The organism is Saccharopolyspora sp. NPDC049426 (genome assembly GCF_040676935.1).
Classification (GTDB): domain Bacteria; phylum Actinomycetota; class Actinomycetes; order Mycobacteriales; family Pseudonocardiaceae; genus Saccharopolyspora.
Genome location: NZ_JBFAPZ010000006.1, coordinates 309,890 through 330,665 on the forward strand (window position 1 = coordinate 309,890; position 20,776 = coordinate 330,665).

The window sequence follows — 20,776 nt, forward strand, 5'->3', positions numbered from 1 at the left end:
GTGGCAGAATGCGCGTGTTCGAAAAACCCAGAGTATCCACACGACCACGGGCGATGAAGGGTTCGGAACCGGTGACCGAGAGCAGCACCCCGACGATGCAGGACGCGCTGCTGGCGCTGCAACGCTACTGGACCGAACGAGGTTGCATGATCATGCAGCCGTTCAACACCGAGGTCGGAGCCGGTACCGCCAACCCCGCCACGATGCTGCGGGTGCTCGGTCCGGAGCCCTGGCACGTCGGGTACGTCGAGCCCAGCGTTCGCCCCGACGACGCCCGCTACGGCGAGAACCCGAACCGCCTGCAGACCCACACCCAGTTCCAGGTGATCCTCAAGCCCGACCCGGGCAACCCGCAGGAGCTCTACCTGGGCAGCCTGGAAGCGCTCGGCGTGGACACCGAGGCGCACGACATCCGCTTCGTGGAGGACAACTGGGCCTCCCCGGCGCTGGGCGCCTGGGGCCTGGGCTGGGAGGTCTGGCTCGACGGGCTGGAGATCTCGCAGTTCACCTACTTCCAGCAGGCCGGTGGCCTGGTGCTCGACCCGGTGTCGGTGGAGATCACCTACGGCATCGAGCGCATCATCATGGCGCTGCAGGGCGTCGACCACTTCAAGGACATCCGCTACTCCGACGGCGTCTCCTACGGCGAGATCTTCGGCCAGTCCGAGTACGAGATGAGCCGCTACTACCTCGACGACGCCGACATCGAGGCCACCCACCGCATGTTCGACACCAGCGCCGCCGAGGCGGACCGGCTGCTGGACCTGCGGCTCCCCTCCCCGGCGTACGTGCACGTGCTCAAGTGCAGCCACATGTTCAACGTGCTCGACGCGCGCGGTGCCATCAGCACCACCGAGCGCGCCAAGGCGTTCGGGCAGATGCGCAGCCTCACCCGCCGCGTTGCCCAGCTGTGGGCCGAGCGCCGCGAGGAGCTCGGCCACCCGCTCGGCGTGGTCGAGGCGGCGCCCGCCGCGACGGCCGGTGAGCTGCCGACGGTGAGCGAACCGGCGACGCTGCTGTTCGAGATCGGCCTGGAAGAGCTCCCGCACGCGGACGTGTCCACGATGGCCGGTTCGGTGCGGGACTCGCTGGAGTCCAAGCTCGCCGGAACCCGCCTGGCGCACGGCGAGATCAACGCCTGCGCGACGCCGCGCCGGATCATCGTGCAGGTCGCCGACGTCGCTCCGGCCGAGCCGGACGCCGAGCGCACCGTGCGCGGCCCGAAGACCTCCGCCGCCTTCGGCGAGGACGGCACGCCCACCAAGGCCGCCCAGGGCTTCGCGGGCAAGCACGGCGTCTCTCCCGAGGAGCTCAGCCGGGTCGAGGCCGACGGCGTCGAGCACGTCGCCGTGGTGCGCACCGAGCAGGGCCGCACCGCCCCGGTCGTGCTGGCCGACCTGCTCGCCAAGCTGGTGGGCGAGCTGCGCGCCGACAAGAACATGCGCTGGCGCGACCCGAAGCTGTCCTTCAGTCGGCCGGTCCGCTGGCTGCTCGCGCTGCTCGGCGAAACCCCGCTGCCGGTGGCGGTGTCCTCGCTGGTCAGCGGCACCACGACCCGCGTGCACCGCACCGCCGCCGAGCCCGAGGTGCAGGTGACCTCCGCCGACGGCTACCTGGAGTTCCTGGCCGGGCACGGCATCGTCGCCGACGCCGCCGAGCGTCGTCGCACGATCGTCGGCGCCGCCACCGAGCTCGCGGCGAGCGTCGGCGGCACCGTCGACTTCGCCGGTGAGGCCGGGCTGGTCGACGAGGTCACCAACCTCGTCGAGCGGCCCAACCCGATCCTGGGCGGCTTCGCCGAGCGCTACCTGGAACTGCCCGAGCAGATCCTCACCACCGTGATGCGCAAGCACCAGCGCTACCTGCCGGTGCGCGGCGAGAGCGGCCTGCTGCCGCACTTCGTGGCCGTCGCCAACGGCGACTGCGACGTCGACCTCGTCCGCGAGGGCAACGAGTCGGTGCTGCGGGCCCGCTACGAGGACGCCGCGTTCTTCTGGCGCGCCGACCTCAAGCGCAAGCCCGAGGAGCTGCGCGAGGGCCTGCACAAGCTGACGTTCGAGGAGCGCCTGGGGTCGATGGCCGACCGCGCCGACCGCATCGCCCGGGTCGGTGTCGCCCTCGGCGCCACGACCGGGCTGTCCGGAGCGGACCAGGAGACCGTCGCGCGCGCCGGTGCGCTGGCGAAGTTCGACCTCGCCTCGCAGATGGTCGTCGAGCTCTCCGGCCTGGCGGGCACCATGGCCCGCGAGTACGCGCTGCGCGCGGGCGAAACCCCCGCCGTGGCAACGGCTCTGGCCGAGATGGAGCAGCCGCGCGGAGCCGGTGACAAGCTCCCGGAGAGCAACCCGGGCGCGGTGCTGGCGCTGGCCGACCGGTTCGACCTGCTCGCGAGCCTGTTCGCGATCGGTGCCAACCCGACCGGCAGCTCCGACCCGTTCGGCCTCCGCCGTGCCGCCGGTGGTGTCGTGACGATCCTGCGCGCCACCCCCGCTGCCAGCGCCATCACGCTGCGGGCGGGTCTGGAGGCCGCCAGCGCCGAGGTCGCCTCGCAGGGTTCCACGCTCAGCGATGAGGCCCTGGCCGAGGCGCACGAGTTCATCGTCCGCCGCTACGAGCAGCAGCTGCTCGACGCCGACCACGAGCACCGGCTCGTGCAGGCGGTCCTCCCGCTCGCCGACGCCCCGGCGGTGGCCGACACCACGCTGGCCGAGCTGGAGAAGCGGATCAACGACGAGGACTTCGCCGCGCTGGTCGCCGTGATCCAGCGGGCCCGCCGCATCGTCCCGGAGGGCACCGAGCCCGCCTACGACGCGGACCGCCTCACCGATCAGGCCGAGCGCGACCTGCACGCCGCCGTCGCCGAGGTGTCCGACAGGTTGTCGGACACCACGACCCTCGCCGAGTTCACCACGATCGCCGGGCCGCTGGTGGCCCCGATCAACACGTTCTTCGACGAGGTCATGGTCATGGCCGAGGACTCCGAGCTCCGCAAGGCCCGCCTCGGCCTGCTGGCCACCATCACGGGCCTCGCGGACGCGGTCCTCGACTGGCGAGCCCTCTGACGCGCACCTCCGACGGGGTCCGGATCCTTCGAGGAACCGGGCCCCGTCGGCGTGCGGGTGCTGCTCAGTCCGTCAGAGCGAGGGCGGGGAGGTCGGCGTCGCTGGTGCCCACCACGACCTGCCCGTGCAGGTAGGGGACGCGCAGTGCGCTGAGGCCGTCGACGCTGATCCGGGTGCCCGCGGTGGTGACCCCGGCGAAGGCGATCTCCACGGCCTCGGGAACGGCGGCCTCGGCCCGGTCCCAGCTTTCCCTGGGACTGGTGCCCTTGAGCTCCTCGTGCGTCTTGTCCCGGAACCGCAGGAAGTTGCTCAGCACCTCGGGCAGCAGGTGGTCCTCGACCGCCTCGCCGGCCATCGGGATGCTGGTGATCACCACGAAGTCCGGGAAGCGGCCGGTGCCGTAGGCCAGGCGCACGTCCCGGAGCTGCGGACCGAGCCCGGAGGTGCCGACGACCGCGCGTTCTCCGGGGCCGTCGGCGAGCACCGCGAGCGGGTGGCCGAGCGCGAACGCCGCCTCGGCGACGGTGAGCCTGGTCTTGTGCGAGATGTGGACCAGCCGCAGGGCGTCGTCGTAGCTGCGGCCGGTCGTGGCGGCGAGCTCGCGGGCCTGGTCTTCATCTGACGGTCGGGTCATCGGGCGGGTCTCCCCAGGGGCGTTCGGACGTTGCTCGAACGCTAGCGACGCCCCCGTTCGGACCCAACCCCGAGATTCGACCCTGACTTCTCTGACCTGCGACGAACTCGCGAACATCAGGGTCAGCAGGCGTCCATGCCCGCCACGTCCTCCAGGCCGAAGTCGGCGAGGTACCCGTCGTCCTTGAACGCGAAGACGTAGCGCGCTCCCGGGCGCAGCGGAACGTCCGCGCCGTAGGTGAAGTCCGTCGGCGGCACCTCGTGCAGGCCCGGGTAGATCGCCCGGACCTGGTCGAGGGTCTGGCCGAACCCGGCGCCCTCGGGCGTCCGCATTCTGTCGGTGCCCTGGATCTCCACCACGCCGCGGGTGGGGTGGACGAACACGCCGTTGCCCGGGTGGCCCTGACCCTCCTCGGGCCGGAGGTCGAGGACGTTGCAGCCCTGCGCCGGTTCTCCGGGCGTCTCGTCGACGACCAGGCCGGTGGCCAGCGCGTCCTGCTCGGACTGGCCCAGGCACAGCGTCTTGTAGCAGTCCGGGCCGATCGGGACGGGTTCGTCCGCGGCGCTCGCGAGTCCGGTGCCCCCAGCGGTCAGCGCCGCGGCCAACGCACCCGCGATCCCCAGTGCTCGTCGCATGTTCACTCCCCAGTGAGTCGGTACGTCCAACACCCGGCAGACGTCCCGCGCACCCCGGAGGTTGCCGAGGGACACCCCGCGATTCAGTTCGAGGAGCGATCGTTTTCGCTTGGTGGAGGCCGGGTTCCGCTCAGTCGAGTTCGATGGGGACGGTGCCGAGGACCCCGTAGCTGACGGCCCAGTACACGACGTAACCGGCGAGCAGCACGAAGCCGTGCCAGCGGCGCAGGTGCCCGGTGGACAGGAAGTACGCGGCCAGCGCGGTGAGCACCACCAGCGCGGGCAGGTGCCAGCTGAGCACGCTCGAATCCACCACGAGACCCCCTGCGAGCAGGATGATCCCGAGCTTGCCGGTCACCGAGAACACGACGCTGCCGATGACGTTGCCGACGCCGATCTCCGGAGCTCCGCGTCGGGTGGGTTCGACGGTGAGGAAGATGTCCTCGACGGTCAGCACGAGCGTGGCGATGGTGGCGCCGAACAGGGTCCCTTCGAGGCCGAACTCCTCCAGGATCCCCTCGGTGCCCATGCCGGTGACCCACGCGCCCGCGATGAGCCCGACCAGCGCGAGGAGCGCGAGCGCGGCACCAGCCCAGCCGGGCAGCCTGCGCGCTTCGGCGAAGGGCATCCGGTCGGCGAAGCCGGGCTCCTTCGGCACGTCCGGGGGCAGCTCGGCGACCGCGGTCCCGCGGCCCTCGCGGGTCGTCGCGAACGCCTCGTACAGCTCGGCGTCGCGGAACACCGGTCGCGCACCTCGGGATTCGCGCACCACGACGTAGCCGAGGAACGCCACGAACAGCGCCAGCAGCACCAGGCCGATGGCCACGTTCATCGGCGCGAACGCCACGAAACCGATCAGGACCAGCGGGGCGACGGCGAACAGCGCCAGGTAGTCGCGCGGGATGTTCACCTTCGTCGGCGTGAGGATCGCGGCCAGGGCGAGCACGATCCCGGGCAGGGAGAGCGCTGTGCCGAACACGATCCCCAGCGCGACGCCGTCGAGCTCCTCGACGTTGAGCGCCACGCCGAGGAAGATGTCGTCGAATTCGATACCGGTGAAGATGATGGCGAGCAGGAACAGGGAGATGCGGAGCCCGGCGGCCATTCCGACGAGATATCCGACGAGCTTCTCGGCGCTGTAGATCAGCAGTGCCGCGCCGGCGGCGAAGATCAGTATCGATTCCATTGGCGCCTCGCAACATCGTGCCGATGGTGCTCGCTGGTCAAACCACCATCGCGTCGCCGAGGTCCGGTGGCAACCCGTTGCTCGACGGGCGGAATCGCATTCGCAACGAACGGGTGGTCGAGCGCAACCGGCGGTGGGCAGTTGCGGCGATGCGGGAGACTGTGGGTGTGACGGCTGGGGCGTGGTTGATGCTGGTGTACCGGGTTCCGGGGGAGCCGACGAGGCTGCGGGCGACGGTGTGGCGCCGGCTGAAGGCCGCCGGGGCGGTGTACCTGGCGAACTCGGTGGCCGTGCTGCCGGAATCGGGCGAGGCCGAGCGGGCCCTGCGCAAGCTGCGGGCCGAGATCGAGCACATGGGCGGCACCGGGCAGCTGCTGCGGGCCGAGGCCCTGGCGGGGCAGGACGAGGTCGTCGCCGCGTTCAACGGTGCCCGGGACGCCGAATACGAGGAGATCCTGTCGCGGTGCGAGGACTTCCAGGCCGAGATCGCCAAGGAGACCAAGGCGGGCAAGTTCACCTACGCGGAGCTGGAGGAGAACGAGGAGGACCTCGCCAAGCTCCGCCGCTGGCTGGACAAGATCCGCGTCCGCGACACCCTCGGCGCCCCGCGCGCGGTGGAGACCGTCGCGGCCGTGGACGGCTGCGCTCGGGCCCTGGACGCCTTCGCCGAACGCGTGTACGCGGCTGAGACGAGCACCTGACCGGATGGCGTCGCTCACCAACCCTACCTGCGGCGTCTAACGGCCGTTACACTCCTGGCATGACACTGGTGACTGCCCTGCTGAGCCTCGCCGCGGGTGTGCTGCTGGCCTGGCTGGCGCTCGTGGTGGTCCTGCTGGTGATGTGCCCGCGCAAGGGCGTGCTGTCCGAGGCGCTGCAGCTGCTGCCGGACACCCTGCGCCTGCTGCGCAGGCTGGCCGCCGACCCCGAGATGCCGCGCGGTGTGCGGGTGCGGCTCGGCGCCCTGCTGGCCTACCTCGCGCTGCCGTTCGACCTGGTGCCCGACTTCGTCCCGGTGCTGGGCTACGCCGACGACGCGATCGTCGTGGTGGCGGTGCTGCGATCCGTGGTGCGCCTGGCGGGTGCTGACGCCGTGCACCGGCACTGGCCGGGTTCGGACGAGGGGTTCGCGGCGTTGTCGCGGCTCGCGGGTCTGCCGCAGCGCACCCTCGACTAGCGCGGATTTCACGCTTTTGGAATAACCCATCGAGATTATCGGGTCGATTGTGCGGAAATGCCGCCCGAATTTCTTGCGCGGAAACCCCGGACCCGAGGAAACTCGGTCCATCCATTCGGTCTTGTTCTTCGGGGGTGAAATCCGGTGCGGTTCGACGTGCTGGGGCCGGTTCGAGTGCGGCACGGCACCGCGGAGGTACCGGTTCCAGGGCTGTTGCGGCAACGCCTGCTCGCCCTGCTCCTCGCCCACGCCAACACACCGATCTCGGCCGAGTGGCTCTCGGCCGCGCTGTGGGGCGGCGAGCCGGAGCGGCGCGGCGGCAGCAAGCTGCACCTGCTGGTCCACCGGCTGCGCAAGACCCTCGGCGAACCGGAACGCCTGGTCTCCGACGCGGGCGGCTACTGGATGCACGTCGAACCCGACGAGCTCGACGTGGAGCGCTTCGAAACGCTGCTGGACCTCGCCGAACGCAACTTCGACCCGCAGCGCCGAGCCGACATGCTGCGCCAAGCCCTGCGCTTGTGGCGCGGAACCCCGTACCAGGACCTCGACCTGACCGAGCTGGCCGGCGAGGCGCAGCGCATCGACGAACGACGCCTGGTCGCGCTGGAACAGCTGCACGCGGCCGAACTCGACTGCGGCAGGCACGCTTTCATCATCGCCGAGCTCACCGAGCTGGTGCGCGAGAACCCGCTGCGGGAACGCCTGCACGCGCTGCTGATGACGGCCCTGTACCGCTCGGGCAGGCAGGCCGACGCGCTGGCGGTCTACCGGCGCGCGCGCCGCACCGTCGTCGACGAGCTGGGACTGGAACCGGGCCACGCGCTGCGGGAGCTCGAACAGCGCATCCTCGCCGGCGAGCACATCGAGTTCGAGCCGCCCACCGCGCGCCCGGTGACGCGCCCCGCGCAACTCCCGCACGACGTACCGGGTTTCGTCGGCCGCGACGCCGCGCTGGCCGAACTCGACCGGCTCAGCGAGAAGCCCGAGGTGCCCATCGCCGTGGTCGCGGGTACCGCGGGGGTCGGCAAGTCCGCGCTGGTGACGCACTGGGCGCACGCCGCGCGGGACCGCTTCCCGGACGGGCAGCTCCACGTCGACCTGCGCGGCTACGGCCCGGACCAGCCGCTGACCACCACCGAGGTGCTGGCCGGATTCCTGCGCGCCCTGGGCATTCCCGGCGATGCGATCCCCGCCGACGCCACCGAGCGCGCCGCCCGCTTCCGCACCGTGGTCGACCAGCGGCGGATGCTCATCGTGCTGGACAACGCCGCCGCACCCGGCCAGATCCGCCCGCTGCTGCCCGGAACCCCCACGAGCTTCGTGGTCGTCACGAGCCGCGATTCGCTGTCCGGGCTCAGCGCCCGCGACGGCGCGTACCGGCTCGTGCTCGACCGCATGGAGGCCGACGAGGCGCACGCGCTGCTCACCGACCGGCTCGGCGAGCAGGTCATGAGCGCCGAGACCGCCCAGCCGCTGATCGAGCGGTGCGCCCGGCTGCCGCTGGCGCTGCGGGTCGCCGCCGAGCGCATCCACCAGAGCACCAGCCGCGACGTGGGTGAGCTGCTGGAAGACCTCACCGACGAGCAGCGCGGACTGGACGCGCTGGACACCGGCGACGAGCACACCTCGGTGCGCGCGGTGTTCTCCTGGTCCTACCGGAACCTGCCCGAGGACGCGGCCCGCCTGTTCCGGCTCTACGGCTTCACCTGCAGGCACGCCGGCCACCGCGTCGGCGTCTTCGCTCTCACCGCCCTGCTGGGCGCCGACGACGTGCAGACCACGCGGCGCCTGCTGGACGTGCTGGTCCGCGCGCACCTGCTCACCGAGGTCAGCTACGGCCGCTACGAGATGCACGCGCTGCTCGGCGACTACGCGGCCGAACTCGCCGAGCTGGAGCAGGACCGACCGGCGATCGTGGCCCGGCTGCTCGGTTTCTACCTGCACACCGCCGACCAGGCGCTGCGCATCCTGCAGCCGACGCGGGACCCGGACGCGGGCGGCCTGCCGCGACCGGTGGCGATGCCGACCCTGTCGAACCAGGAGTCGGCGTTGACCTGGCTGGACACCGAACGGCCCAACCTCATGTGCGCGGCGGAGAGCGCGGCCAAGGCGGGGATGAACGACCTGGTCGAGCTCCTGTTCCGGATGCTCCACGGCTACCTGTCGGGCGAAGCCCGCTACTCCGACGACGCCGAACGCCTCCGCGTCCTGGCGGCGGGAGCACCGGCCGAAGACTGCTGAACGGGCGGTGAACACCGCGGGAATTGGTGGCCGAACGCGGTCGTTCGAGGACTGGGGGTTAATACCGTTACGACCCAATTCGTTTCGCGGAGGCGGTCGTGACTGGGTTCCCGTGGCAGGAGATCCTCGCAGTTCTCGGTGTGCTGATCCCGGTGATCGCGTTCGTGTGGGAGTTCGCGATCGTCGGGCGCAAGCGGCTCGGCTACCGGATACAGATGGACACCACGCCCTCCGGGCTCAACACCGAGCACGCGCGGGCGTGGCAGCGGTTGGAGCGCAGGTCCGGTGAGCGCCTGAAGCACCCGTCCTTCGTGCTGATCCGCATCGAGAACATCGGCAGCGCGCCGATCAACACCGGGGACTACGCCACGCCCGACAGCGACAACCTCGGCCTGTCCGTCAGGTTCCCGGGGCGCACGGTCGCCGGAGTGCTGGTCACCGAGCTCAGCGATGACAACCTGGAGACCTTCTTCCACAAGGACAAGTGGCCGGACAGCAGCGACGAAGAGGAGGAGGACGGCCACAAGGTCGGGATCGTCAAGCTGCCGAAGGTCAAGCTCAACCCCGACGACCACTACAAGGTCCTGGTGGTGTTGGAACGAGCGGGCAAGCAGGAGGGCACGCTGCCCGAGCCGGAGGTCGTCGGCACCATCACCAAGGCCGGAGACGGCCGGATCTCCAAAACCCGCGGCCAGACCGGAACTCCGCGCTGGGTCGTCGCGCTGATCTGCTTCCTGCTCATGGTCGGCATGACCGAGCCGTTCATCTTCGGCCAGACGATGAGGACGGGCGCCCCGCTGGAATGCGCCAGGGGAACGCTGGTGGTCACCGGTTCCACCGCCTTCAAACCCGTGGTGGAGCAGGCGGCCCGGAGCTACCAGGACTACTGCTCCGACGCGCGCATCGACACCAGCGGAATGCGCGGCAGCGTCGACGGCTTGCAGCGGCTGGAAGGCGAGACCGATCCGAAGCGCCGGGCGAACACGGTGGTCTTCTCCGACGGGAGCGCGGCGGCCGACTCACCGGCCCTGGTTCCCCGCCCGAAGGCGTTCATGCTGTTCAGCATCATCGCCAACCCCGGAACCGAGGTCCACAACCTGACTCAGGAGGAACTCCGCCGCGTGCTGCGCGGCGAGGTGAAGAACTGGTCGGAGATCGGCGGCCGGAACCTGCCGGTGGTCGTGGTCGACCGCGAATCCGAGTCGGGCACCCGGATGACGTTGGAGGAGCGGTTCTTCGGCTCCTCCGCGCAACCAGGCGAGAACTCGACCGACTGCGAGCAGGTGCGCGGCGACGCCACCGGGCAGGTGCTGCGGTGCCGCCGCACCAGCACCCCCGCGATGCTGGAGACGGTCGCGAACACCCCTGGTGCCATCGGCTACAGCGAGTCCTTCGCGGCGAACAGCAACCCCGGAGTCATCAAGGTCCGCATCGACGGGCAAGCCGCGGACTTCGACGCCGCCGAGGCGGGCGCTTACCCGTACTGGCAGACCGAGTACGCCTACACCTACGGCGAACCGGCCCCGGAGTCCCTGCCCGCGAAGTTCCTGCGCTTCCTCACCTACCAGGAGGGCGTCGACATCCTCCGGCACTCCGGCCACCGCCCCTGCGCCGAACTCCGCGACGCCGTCGGCTGCGAACCCTCCGGTACGGAGGAACCGCGGTGAGGCGCTTCTAGCTCCAGGCTTCGGCCGGGACCGACCAGCCGGCGAGGGTGTTCGCGGTGTGGGCGCGCAGGGCGTCGGTGTCCGGGAAGTGGTCGGGATCGAGGGCCAGGACCGCCAGGGTGAGCGTCCGCCCGGTGCGGGTGAGCCAGGCTGTGACACCGCCGCCACGGGCCCGCAGGAGCGCCGGGCTGGTGCCGCCGGTGACCGAGCGCATCATGATCGAGGTGGCCGGAACGCCCGTCGGGGCGGCGAATTCCTGCGGGAGTTCGCCGAGGTTGGAGCACAGGCAGAGCGGAACCGGGGAGTTCTCGGCGGTCGCGGCCACCAGCGCGTCCGGCAGGAGTTGCACCAGCGGTTCCAGCAGCCTGACCGGGGTCGGATCGGTGGCGGTGGCGAAGGCCCGCTTGCTCGCGGCGCGGATGGCGGCGAGGTCGGTGACCCGGCCGCCGTCGGGTGTGACCGCGATCGACACACCGGTGGTGGCGTTGGAGCGGTCGTCGTCCTCACCGCGGTCGCTGACCGGCAGCGAGACCTTCACCGGCGCGTCCGCGTCGACTCGGCCCGAGGCCAGGAGGATTTCGGTGAGCACTGCGATGAACAGCGAGTTCGCCGAGCCGCCCCGGGAGGTGGCCGCCGCGTCCCAGGAGTCGGCGTCGCAGTCGAACACCGCGAACGGCGGGCGCTGCGGCGCGTCGTCGCCTTCCGCGGGCCGGGTCTTCGAGACCTGCGTGCCCGGCGGCAGCGCGGAACCCTTCGGGGCGCGAAGCGCGCCGAGGACGCCCCGGGCGGCGCGGAGCAGCTGGCCGCCCGCATCGCGCACGTCGTCCCACGACCTCGTCGGAGCCGACGGCGGACGCCCGGCGCTGATGCCGCGCACCGCTTCGACCACCGAGCTCACGTGCACGCCGCCGTCCCCGACGACGTGCGAGATGACCAGCGACAGCACCGATCCGCCCGCACCGGTGGGTGCGTAGGCCAGTCGCCAGCCGGGGCCGCGCACCGGGTCCAGCGGTTGCGCGGCTTCGTCACCGGCCCAGCCCAGCACCTCATCCGGCGAGATCGCGAACGGGTGCACCGCCACCGGCGGGATCGTCGCCGACGGCACCCAGCGCGCCCGCGCGCCCGGAACGGCGCTGCGCGCCACGAGCCTGCCGAGGCGCCCGGTGCCCAGCCGGTGGGCGAGTTCGTCGAGCTCGGCGGCGGGAATCTCGCGGTCGAAGCGCCACACGCTCTGGTTGGTCACCGGGATGCCCAGCACCCGCTCGGAGCGCAGGAACAGGTCGTCGTCGAAGGTCAGCCGGTTCACCACGGACGCACCGCCAGACCCCACGACGCCAACTCCGAGGTCACCAGTTCGCGCAGCTCGTCGACGCCGTTGATCCGGCCCGGCGCCAGGCCGCACACCGAGATCGTGGTGCGGCTGCCGCTGTCGCTAAGCCAGCCGGTGACGCCGTCGCCGATGGTGGCGACCTCGGCGGGCTCGGCGCCGGGGTAGTGGGCGGTGGCGGACACGCTGCGCACCGGCGCACCGCACAGCTCGCCGGGAACTCGCCCGAGGCTGGAAGCCAGCACCGTCGCCGCAGGTGGCGGGGGCAGCCGCCGCACCACCGCGTCGGGGAGCATCTGCACCAGGGCCAGCGGTTGCGAGGCGGAGGAGTTCGCGGCGAGCCGCTGGTAGGCGCGCTTGCACTCCGCCTTCACCTCGGCCAGGTCCTGCTCGTCCAGCACCGAGCGGTCCAGTCCCGCGATGGCGATGCGGGTCGAATTCGCCCGCACGTCAACGGTTTCCCGCCCGCTGACCGGCAGGGCGGCGGGCACGAGGCCGTCGGCGCACCCGGCGGTGGCGGCGATCCGCGCCAGCGCGGCGACGAACAGCGAGTTGACCGAACCGCCGCGTTCCGCAGCGGATTTCGCGATCTCGGCGCTGTCGCACTCGACGACCACGTGCGGGATCCGCCAGCCCTCCGGCGCCTCCGGCGCGGCCTTGGCGGGCGAGGGGGTCCGCTTGCCGCGCGGGCGGTTGATCGCCCAGCTCACGGCGGCCTTCAGCTGCTGGAGACCGTCCGCGACGTCGTCGACCGCGGTGGACAGGGCGCCGCCTCGGGCGGGAACCGGTGCCGGAGTCCCGCCATCGGCGCGGACCACCGCATCGAGCAGGGCCGCGCCGTCGGCGATCGCGTGCGCCGCGACCAGCGACAGCACCGCTCCGCCGTCGGTGGTGCGGGCGAACGAGACCTGCCAGCCGCACCCGGTCGCGGGGTCGAAGTCGGCGGACACGCGCCCGTCCAGCCAGCCGAGCACGTCGTCGACCGGCTCCGGTTCGACGTGCAACGGCCTGGAGCTCACCGAACGGGACCACCTGTCCCGCGCAATGGGAAACCAAGCGCGGTCCACTTTTCGGGAGAGCGCGCCCACCGCTATTTCGTCATTGAAATTTTGCACGCGCGCCATATCGGGCGGAGTGTCGAATCGCCAGCCGAACTGGTTTATCGCAGGCGTTCCGAGCCCGCGATGCCTCCGCACGAACAGGTCGTCGGCGAATTCGAGTCTTGCTGCGCGGGAAATGACGCCTCCTGCTGTTGAATAAGAGCCACCGGGACGCGTTTTACCAGCTTGAAACATCGCGCTTCGGAGTGGTACCGATTGTGGCCAATGGTCACCGGAGCATGAAGCGGACAATGCGGTGACCATCGACACACTCGATTAGGCGTGTGGGCGAACGATACTCTGCGGGCTCTGCGGTCAACGGGGATTGCGTTTCCGCACCACTAATACCCGGGAGATCGCGAAGTGGAATACACCGAATTATCCGACTACCCGTTGCCGGACGGCGCGGTCACCACGTGGTCGCCGGTGTGCGCACCCGATTCGTGGTCGGACGACGCCCGGCGGCTCACCCACGACCACGAGGCGCACCTGGCCTCGGCGGCGGTCGGCTCCTGGATCGGCTCGGTGCTGCGGATCCCACTGCGCTACGACGGCGACGCCCTCCGCCGCGCGCTGCGCGCCTGGATCGCCCGGCACGAGGCCCTGCGCACCACGGTCAGCCCGGCCGGGGACTCCTGGAAGCGCCACCTGGTCGAAGCGGACGCCGTCGACGTCGCCCCGCAGCATCGCGGTGAGCTGACCGGCGCCGACGCCCACGACCTGCTCTCGGATCACTTCGCCGGTGTGACACCGGATCGCTGGCCGCACTGCCTGTTCGCCACCATCGCCCAGGACGACGGCTTCGTGCTGGCCTTCGGCGCCGACCACAGCGTCATGGACGCCTACTCGCAGCTGCTCTGGTTCGGCGAGATCGTCGAGCTCTACGAGCGCGCGCTGGCAGGTGAGCCCGACGACGAGATGGCCGCCCTGGACGTCGGCAGCCACGTCGACCACAGCGCCGCGGCCCGTTCGCTGTCCGAGGTCGTCGACGCCGAGCACCCGGCGGTGCGGCACTGGGAGGAGTTCCTCCACGACGGCGAGTTCCCCGCCATGGAAGGCGCATCACCGCAGGTCCCGGCCTCGCCGGAGGAGTCGCAGCACTCGCTGTCGCGGTGGGCGGTCCGCCCCGGTGACGCCGCCCGGATGGAGCGGTTGTGCGCGAACCTGGGCACCGGGACGCAATCGGGCGTGTTCGCCGCGATCGCCCTGGCGATGCGCGAGCGGACCGGATCCGATCGCCTGCGGTTCGTGCTGCCGATGCACACCCGGCACGACCGCAGGCACGTCGGCGCCGTCGGCTGGTACGTCGGGCTGTGCCCGGTGGACATCGACCTGCGCGGTGTCGGCGACTTCGGCGAGGCCGTGGCGCGCACCCGCGCCGGGGTCTCCGCCGGCCGCGGCTGCGTGAAGACCTCCTTCGCCCGCGTCGCCGAAGTCCTGCGGCTGGAGTCCGAACCGCGGTTGGTCATGTCCTACGTGGACGTTCGCAAGGTGCCGGGCGCCGAGCGCTGGCCGGACTGGAACGCCCGCGCGCTGCGCAGCCCGGAGCCGAGCCGCGACGAGGTCTACCTGTGGCTGGTGCACTCGGAGGAGGGCATCAGCGTCTCGGCGCGCTGCGGCCGCTCGGAGCGCGCGCTGCTCGCGGTCGAGGGCCTGATCACCGGCTTCGAGAAGAAGTTCACCGAGGTCCTGGGCGCACCCGAGGTGCTGGAGGTGGGCGCGTGAGGCTCGCCGACATGGCCGACTGGCGCACCGCGCCCGGCCGGCTCCTGCGCTGGACTCCGACCCCGGCCGCCCGCGAAGCGGCGAGCAACGCGCCGGTCGACCCGGGTCCGCCGTCGGATCTGCAGGCCGATCACCTCGGAGCCTTCAAGGAACGCGGCCGCAACCGCGCCTGGACCGGTGTGGCCACCGACGTGGACGGCGACCTGGACCGCGAGGCGATGACCCGCGCGCTGCGGCGGCTGGTGCGCGCGCACGGCGGTTTCCGCACGTTCTTCGACCTCTCCGGCCCTGACCCGGTCCGCCACCTGGTGCCTGCCGAGGCCGTCGACTTCCAGGTCGAGGAGGTCCCTGCCCCGAGCGGGGAGTGGGACGCGGCGTTGCAGGAGCACCTGACGGCCCGGTTCGACGAGGAGTGCACGCCCGACTCGTGGCCGGGTTTCGCGTTCGGCGTCGTCGAGCGGCCCGGCGGGTTCGGGCTGTTCTGGGGCTGCGACCACGCCTTCACCGACGGCGCCTCGCAGATCCTGCTGGGCTCCGAGATCGCCGACCTCTACGCCGCTGAACTCGCGGAACCCGGCGGTCCCGAGGTCGTCGCCGGGGCGCTGCCGAAACCGGAGGAGCGCGGTGACTTCCGCGAGCACGTCGAGGAGGAGCGCAAGGCCGCAACGCGATTCAGCCCGGAATCGCCCGAGATCCGCGAGTGGGTCCGGATGGTCTCCGACAACGGCAACCGGCTGCCGCGCTTCCCGCTGCCGCTGGGCCTCGCCGAGGGCGAGAAGGCGCCGGTCCGCATCCGCACCCTCACCTACCTCGAAGGCGACGAGCTCGCCGCCTTCGACCGGGCCTGCAAGGCCGCGGGAGCGCGGATCAGCGGCGGGGTGTTCGCGGCCGTGGCCGCCACCGAGCGGATGCTCGCCGGGCGGGACCGCTACTTCGGGATGACGGTGCTCAGCACGCGCGACCGCGGGCCGCACTCGCGGTCGCAGGGCTGGTTCTGCACGTTCGCCCCGGTCGAGTTCGAGGTGGGGGACGCCGGTTTCGGCGAGCTCGCCAACCGGGCGCAGGACGCGCTGCGCCAGGCCAAGGAGCTCTCGCGGGCGCCGATCCACCTGGTCGTCGACACCCTGCTGCGCAGCGGAACCTGCACGCCCGCCGACCTCGGCAGCCCCCAGCTGCTGTCCTACTTGGACTTGCGCTGGTTCCCCGGCGCGGGGCGTCCGGCCGATGAGCGCGGCGTGCACTTCACCGGCACCGGCCGGACCTCCAACGCCTCGATGTGGATCAACCGCGACGCCGACCGGCTCTACCTGCTGGCCCAGGTCCCCGACACGGAGCAGGCGCACGAGTCGGTCGACACCTACCACCGCCACCTGCGGGAGGTCTTCCAGGACGCGGCGGGTCAGGAGGCGTCCACGGGTGCGACGCTGCTCCTCGACGGGCCCTAGCCGTGCTGGTCACCTCAGCCGACCTGTGGGAGGTCGAGCCCGGCGAGGTGATGTCCTGGACCGCCGTCCCGGACGTCACCGCCGCGCCCGAGCCAGTCGGGCTGTCGGTCAACCAGCGCAACCACCTCGCGGTCGCGGACGCCGGGACGAGAACGGTGTGGCTGGCGGCGTGCTTCGAGGTCGACGGCCCGATCGACGCCGACGCGCTGGCCGCGGCGTTCCGCTCGCTGCTGGCGCGGCACAGCGCGCTGCAGTGCGAGTTCCTGTCCCCCACGAGCGCGGTCCGGCACGATCCGGCACGGCTGGCGGTGCGGCAGCAGCCGGTCCCGGAGGGCGACACCACGACCCGGTTGCGGACGCTGCTGGACCGCGAGTGCGCGCCGTTCGCGTACCCGGCGTTCGCGCTGGCAGCGGTGTCGCGGCCGGGCCGGTCGACGGTGGTGTGCGGGTTCGACCACGCGCACGTCGACGCCCACTCGATCGCGCTGGTCGCGAGGGATCTCGGCGCCCTCTACCGGGGAGCGGAGCTACCGGTCGCGAGCAGCTTCCTCGCGCGCGTCGCGGAGTGGTCCGCCGCACCCGCGGTGGACGGTCCCGCGATGGCGAGCTGGCGCGGGTTCCTCGACGCCATCGACTACCGGCTGCCCGTGTTCCCACTGGACACCGGATTGCCGGAGGGGGAGACGGCGGCCCAGGCGACGGATCGGCGGCTCCTCGCCGGGGCCGAGACCGCGGCCGCCCTGGGCGAGGCGGCCGAGCGCGCGGGCACCACGACCTACGGCGCGCTGCTGTCCACGATGGCCTCGGCGCTGGGACCCGGAGCGCTCCCGGTGCTGGTGCCGGTGCAGACGCGTCGGCCCGAGGACGCCGACGCGGTCGGCTGGTTCACCACGACGGTGCCCGCTTGGGCGGATCCCGACCTCGGCAGGACCGGCGAGCAGCTGCGCGAGGCCAGGGAACGCGCGGGTCTGCCGCTGGACCAGGTCCTCGCGGCGCTGCCGAGACCGCTGCGGGCCGCCCGGCGCGACGTGTTCATGGTCTCCTACGTCGACTACCGCCGGCTGCCGGGAGAGGGCTCGGCGCAACACGTTTCGGGCACGGCTCCGGCGGATGACGTGCAAGTGTGGCTGTCCCGGACCGACGAGGGCATCCACGTCCGCACCCGGTTCCCCGACGTCGCCGCGGCTCACCGCGCGGTCGGTCGGTTCCTGGAATCCTGGCCGGAGTCGATCCGAAAAGCCCTGCGGCAGTAGCTGATCATCTCGCGGGCGGCGACGTTCGCCTCCGGTCGCCAGGTGATCGCGAGCAGTGCCGGGTCGGTGGCGTCGGTGATCGGCAGCGCGGTGAGACCGGGGTGCTCGGCGACCATCGACTCGCTGAGGATCGCCACGCCGAGCCCGCGCAGCGCCAGGTCGGCGATCGCGTCGGCCGCACTGGCCTGCAACGCGATCACCGGCTCCACGCCGCGCGCCGCGCAGGCCCGGTCGAACACCGCTCGCAGCCCCGTTCCGGGCGGCATGCAGACGACCGGGTGCGCTGCGAGTTCGCGGAGCCCGACCGCGCGACCGGTCAGCTCGTGGCCCTCGGGGACGGCCGCGACCAGCGGTTCGCTGAGGATCGTGAGGGTTTCCAGCCCGTCGGGCGCGGTTTCGGCGCCGATCAGGGCCAGGTCCAGCGTCCCGCTGCGCACGTCCTCGACGAGCCGATCGGAGTTGTCCTCCCGCAACGACAGCTCCACGCCCGGATGCGCGCGGTGGAATCCGGCGAGCGCGTCGAACAGCGGCGTGATCGTGCACCCGATCACCATCCCGACGTCGAGGTTCCCGCGCAGCAGCCCGGTGATTTCGCCGACCGCCTGCCCGACGGCTCCTGCCGCGGCCAGCGCGTTGCGCGCGTGCTCCAGCGCCGCCTTGCCTGCTGCGGTCAGCTCCGCCGCACGCGCGGACCGGTCGAACAGCTCCGCCCCGAGTTCCTTCTCCAGCCGCCTGATCTGCGCGCTCACCCCGGACTGGCTGATGTGCACGCGCTGCGCGGCCCGGGTGAAGTTCCGCTCCTCGGCCACCGCGACGAAGTACTCCAGCTGTCGCAAGTCCATAACCGCTGATTCTAGTTCTCATCAGAACCATCTGTTGGACTTCTGGTGAGCCCGGACGCAGGCTGGATCCGTGGCCGAGAGGAGAACCGACATGCGCGAGAAGGCCCGCGAACCCGAAGACCTGACCAGGCTGTTCGTCGAACGCAGCAACGCGGGTGACGCCGAAGGAGTCGCCGAGCTCTACGAACCCGAGGCGGTCATGGCCTACCCGCCCGGAGAGACGACGGTGGGCCGCGAAGCGATCCAGGCCCTCTGGGAGCAGGTCCTGGCCAACCGCCCCCGCTTCGAACCGGAACCCCCGCTGCCCACCTTGATCAGCGGCGACATCGCCCTCACCGCAACCCCGCCCGCAGACGGCACGGGCGCCCGAGCCCAGGTCGCCCGCCGTCAACCCGACGGAACCTGGCTCCGCCTCCTCGACCAACCGGAGTTCCGCCCGCCCCGATGACGAGAAACCCTGGAACACCAGGGCTTACGGCGAGCGATCAGTGGAGGTGGGAGAGCCAGAGGTGGTCCTGGGCCCTGGTCATGGCCACCAGGCGGCGGCGCTCGCGGGTCTCGCGGTCCTCGGGGGAATCGGCGGGGGGAGCGGGTTCGGCGGGGAGGAAGACCGCGCGGAACTCCGCCCCCTTCGCCTCCACCACCGTTCCGACGAGGGTGTCCGAGGTGTCGCGGCCGTCCCAGGTCGCCAGCGGCTTGGTCGTGACACCGGCGTCGCGCAGCACGCGCAGCCAGTGCTCGGTCGCCGACTCGGTCTCGGTGATGATCGCGGCCGACGAACCGTCGTCGAGCGCGAGCAGCGCGCCCAGCAGCGCGCGCTCCTGGTCCTTGCCGTGCCACTCGACGACGCGCCCGCCGCCGCGCACCGGCAGCGCGGCGCTCAACGGCAGCGACGGCCCGTCGTCGTAGCGGTTGATCGCCTCCACCTGCCCCGCGCGTTCCAGCACCGCGCCCCGGTTGCGGTAGTCGTTGCGCAGCACCTCACCGCGCCCGTGCAACGAGATGCCGGCATCCGACAACCGCCAGCCACCCGCCAGGGCCTGCTGCTGACCGTCCCCGACCAGCAGCAGCTGATCCGGTTCGTCGCCGCTGATCGCGTGCGCCAGCCGCAGGCCGATCAACGTCAGCTCCTGGGCCTCGTCGACCACCACCCCGGTGTACTGCCGGGGCAGCGGGCGCCGCTCCAGCTCGGCGAGCGCGCGCTTGAGCACGTCGTTGTGGTCGAAGACGCCGCGCTCGGACAGCTCCCGCTCGTAGTCGCAGTAGAAGCGCCAGGCGTGGGACCGGAAATCCGCGGGCAGCTGACCGCCCCGGCCCTTCCGGGACAGAGTCCGGTAGGCGTCGAACGACGAGATCCCGCGGCCCTTGATCACCCGGTCGATCTCGTCCTTCCAGTACTCCCGCGAGTTCCGGACACCGCGCAGCACCTCGTCCCGCGACCACACCGCGTCGAAGGCCCGCCGCACCTCCTGCTCGTCTACGTCCGCCGAACGCCCGCGCCCGGCGAGGAAGTCCCGCGCCCATCCGTGCAGCGAGGCGAACTCGATCTGCCCGGACAGCTCCGGGGCCATCTGCCCGAACCGGCCGGCGGCCCGCTCCGGGACCCGGTCCAGCGGCGCGGTGTAGAGCAGCTTGCCGGAACCGCGACGGGCCAGGTAGGCCAGCCGGTGCAGCGCGAGCGTGGTCTTGCCCGTCCCGGCCGGGCCGCTGATCTGCGCCGGGCCGGAGAAGCTGCGCCGCACCGCGCCCAGCTGCGCGTCGTCGAGGAAGTAGCGCCAGTCCCGGAAGGGCCGCCGGGACGACGGGGCGACCGGCTCCTGCAACACCTCGGGAACGCTGCCGCGCTGGCTCGGGATGCGCTGCGAGTTCCACATGATCGGCGTCAGGTCGAAGGTGCGGCTGTCGAGGTGCTTGGCCAGCCCCAGCGCCTCGTCGGCGGTCAAGATCCGCTCGCCGTGCTTGAGCAACCGGTCCAGCTCGTCCTCGGTGATCGCCAGGTGATCGGCGCTGCGGCCCTTGCGCCCGGTGTGCTCGATCGGGTGCACCACGACGGTGCGCAGCAACGACTCGCTGAGCAACCCGGACCCGATCGCCGCCCCGGCCAGCAGCTCGGCGGTCCACACGAACGCCGCGCGCGAGTCCTCCCAGTCCGGCTCGGCTTCCCGGAGCAGCACCACCAGCACGCCCATCCGGCCGACGAGCACCAGGTCCGGCCGCTGCCGGGGGGTGTGCGGTGCGAACTGGTTGAGCAACGGGTACCAGCCGTTGTCGCGCTCGGCGGCGAAGCGGTGCAGGACGCGCTTCTGCCACGTCGGCAAGGGCCGGTCCCGCAGCTGGGCCTCCGCTTCGCGCCGGAGTAATTCCTGGCGGTGGTGGAAAGTCCCGGTCACGGCGCCTCCTGTCCAGCTCCACCGAGCTTGATCGCGCGCAGCATCGAACACGCTCGGTATCGACATTAATGCGTTCCGTTGCGATTTCG

The 20,776-nt window shown here is 71.7% G+C and carries 16 protein-coding genes; 9 read left to right on the forward strand and 7 right to left on the reverse strand.

Annotated features, from left to right (window positions below; translation table 11 throughout):
• Positions 1–71 precede the first annotated feature (71 nt).
• Positions 72–3,062 (forward strand): glycine--tRNA ligase, encoded by a 2,991-nt coding sequence (locus tag AB0J78_RS15615; RefSeq protein WP_363789597.1) that lies wholly within the window; start codon positions 72–74, stop codon positions 3,060–3,062.
• Positions 3,063–3,126: 64 nt separating this feature from the next.
• Here AB0J78_RS15615 and AB0J78_RS15620 read toward each other — a convergent pair whose 3' ends face one another.
• From AB0J78_RS15620 to AB0J78_RS15630, 3 genes are all read right to left on the reverse strand, one after another.
• The gene (locus tag AB0J78_RS15620) at positions 3,127–3,696 is read right to left on the reverse strand and encodes a hypothetical protein (protein WP_363789598.1); all 570 of its coding nucleotides are present in this window, start codon (positions 3,694–3,696) and stop codon (positions 3,127–3,129) included.
• Positions 3,697–3,818: 122 nt separating this feature from the next.
• Positions 3,819–4,331, reverse strand: a complete 513-nt coding sequence (locus AB0J78_RS15625) for a hypothetical protein (protein WP_363789599.1) — start codon at positions 4,329–4,331, stop codon at positions 3,819–3,821.
• Between the two features lie 130 nt (positions 4,332–4,461).
• Positions 4,462–5,517 (reverse strand): sodium:proton exchanger, encoded by a 1,056-nt coding sequence (locus AB0J78_RS15630; protein ID WP_363789600.1) that lies wholly within the window; start codon positions 5,515–5,517, stop codon positions 4,462–4,464.
• A gap of 149 nt (positions 5,518–5,666) precedes the next feature.
• Here AB0J78_RS15630 and AB0J78_RS15635 point away from each other — a divergent pair, with 149 nt between their 5' ends.
• The 4 genes from AB0J78_RS15635 (at position 5,667) to AB0J78_RS15650 (ending at position 10,605) form a co-directional block, all read left to right on the forward strand.
• Positions 5,667–6,218: a Chromate resistance protein ChrB gene (locus AB0J78_RS15635; protein WP_363789601.1), complete on the forward strand. Its 552-nt coding sequence runs from the start codon at positions 5,667–5,669 to the stop codon at positions 6,216–6,218.
• Positions 6,219–6,277: 59 nt separating this feature from the next.
• Positions 6,278–6,694: a YkvA family protein gene (locus AB0J78_RS15640; RefSeq protein WP_363789602.1), complete on the forward strand. Its 417-nt coding sequence runs from the start codon at positions 6,278–6,280 to the stop codon at positions 6,692–6,694.
• Between the two features lie 144 nt (positions 6,695–6,838).
• Positions 6,839–8,938 carry a BTAD domain-containing putative transcriptional regulator gene (locus tag AB0J78_RS15645; protein WP_363789603.1) on the forward strand — a complete coding sequence of 700 codons (2,100 nt, stop codon included), beginning with the start codon at positions 6,839–6,841 and terminating at the stop codon, positions 8,936–8,938.
• A gap of 98 nt (positions 8,939–9,036) precedes the next feature.
• Complete coding sequence (locus tag AB0J78_RS15650; protein WP_363789604.1) at positions 9,037–10,605, forward strand: substrate-binding domain-containing protein; 1,569 nt, start codon at positions 9,037–9,039, stop codon at positions 10,603–10,605.
• Positions 10,606–10,612: 7 nt separating this feature from the next.
• Here the strand turns inward: AB0J78_RS15650 and AB0J78_RS15655 are convergent, their stop codons facing one another.
• Positions 10,613–11,914: a hypothetical protein gene (locus AB0J78_RS15655; RefSeq protein WP_363789605.1), complete on the reverse strand. Its 1,302-nt coding sequence runs from the start codon at positions 11,912–11,914 to the stop codon at positions 10,613–10,615.
• Positions 11,908–12,951 carry a hypothetical protein gene (locus AB0J78_RS15660; RefSeq protein ID WP_363789606.1) on the reverse strand — a complete coding sequence of 348 codons (1,044 nt, stop codon included), beginning with the start codon at positions 12,949–12,951 and terminating at the stop codon, positions 11,908–11,910. Before AB0J78_RS15660 ends, AB0J78_RS15655 begins: the two co-directional genes overlap by 7 nt.
• A gap of 444 nt (positions 12,952–13,395) precedes the next feature.
• On the opposite strand from AB0J78_RS15660, the gene AB0J78_RS15665 reads away from it, so the two are divergent.
• From AB0J78_RS15665 to AB0J78_RS15675, 3 genes are read left to right on the forward strand one after another with little or no spacing between them, the layout of a single operon-like run.
• Positions 13,396–14,757 carry a condensation domain-containing protein gene (locus AB0J78_RS15665; RefSeq protein ID WP_363789607.1) on the forward strand — a complete coding sequence of 454 codons (1,362 nt, stop codon included), beginning with the start codon at positions 13,396–13,398 and terminating at the stop codon, positions 14,755–14,757.
• Positions 14,754–16,202 carry a condensation domain-containing protein gene (locus tag AB0J78_RS15670; RefSeq protein WP_363789608.1) on the forward strand — a complete coding sequence of 483 codons (1,449 nt, stop codon included), beginning with the start codon at positions 14,754–14,756 and terminating at the stop codon, positions 16,200–16,202. Before AB0J78_RS15665 ends, AB0J78_RS15670 begins: the two co-directional genes overlap by 4 nt.
• 2 nt (positions 16,203–16,204) lie before the next feature.
• Positions 16,205–17,455, forward strand: a complete 1,251-nt coding sequence (locus AB0J78_RS15675; protein ID WP_363789609.1) for a condensation domain-containing protein — start codon at positions 16,205–16,207, stop codon at positions 17,453–17,455.
• Here the strand turns inward: AB0J78_RS15675 and AB0J78_RS15680 are convergent.
• Positions 17,389–18,297 carry a LysR substrate-binding domain-containing protein gene (locus AB0J78_RS15680; RefSeq protein ID WP_363789610.1) on the reverse strand — a complete coding sequence of 303 codons (909 nt, stop codon included), beginning with the start codon at positions 18,295–18,297 and terminating at the stop codon, positions 17,389–17,391. The genes AB0J78_RS15675 and AB0J78_RS15680 overlap by 67 nt on opposite strands.
• Positions 18,298–18,388: 91 nt before the next feature.
• Between AB0J78_RS15680 and AB0J78_RS15685 the strand changes: the two genes are divergently transcribed.
• Positions 18,389–18,745 carry a nuclear transport factor 2 family protein gene (locus AB0J78_RS15685; protein ID WP_363789611.1) on the forward strand — a complete coding sequence of 119 codons (357 nt, stop codon included), beginning with the start codon at positions 18,389–18,391 and terminating at the stop codon, positions 18,743–18,745.
• A 37-nt stretch (positions 18,746–18,782) separates the two neighbouring features.
• Here AB0J78_RS15685 and AB0J78_RS15690 read toward each other — a convergent pair whose 3' ends face one another.
• Positions 18,783–20,687 (reverse strand): UvrD-helicase domain-containing protein, encoded by a 1,905-nt coding sequence (locus AB0J78_RS15690; RefSeq protein ID WP_363789612.1) that lies wholly within the window; start codon positions 20,685–20,687, stop codon positions 18,783–18,785.
• Positions 20,688–20,776: the final 89 nt, after the last annotated feature.

Coding starts and splice junctions, on each gene's coding strand:
- AB0J78_RS15630 (WP_363789600.1), bottom strand. CDS start 5,517: ATGGAATCGATACTGATCTTCGCCGCCGGCGCGGCACTGCTGATCTAC.
- AB0J78_RS15680 (WP_363789610.1), bottom strand. CDS start 18,297: ATGGACTTGCGACAGCTGGAGTACTTCGTCGCGGTGGCCGAGGAGCGG.
- AB0J78_RS15685 (WP_363789611.1), top strand. CDS start 18,389: ATGCGCGAGAAGGCCCGCGAACCCGAAGACCTGACCAGGCTGTTCGTC.
- AB0J78_RS15625 (WP_363789599.1), bottom strand. CDS start 4,331: ATGCGACGAGCACTGGGGATCGCGGGTGCGTTGGCCGCGGCGCTGACC.
- AB0J78_RS15635 (WP_363789601.1), top strand. CDS start 5,667: ATGCGGGAGACTGTGGGTGTGACGGCTGGGGCGTGGTTGATGCTGGTG.
- AB0J78_RS15640 (WP_363789602.1), top strand. CDS start 6,278: ATGACACTGGTGACTGCCCTGCTGAGCCTCGCCGCGGGTGTGCTGCTG.
- AB0J78_RS15620 (WP_363789598.1), bottom strand. CDS start 3,696: ATGACCCGACCGTCAGATGAAGACCAGGCCCGCGAGCTCGCCGCCACG.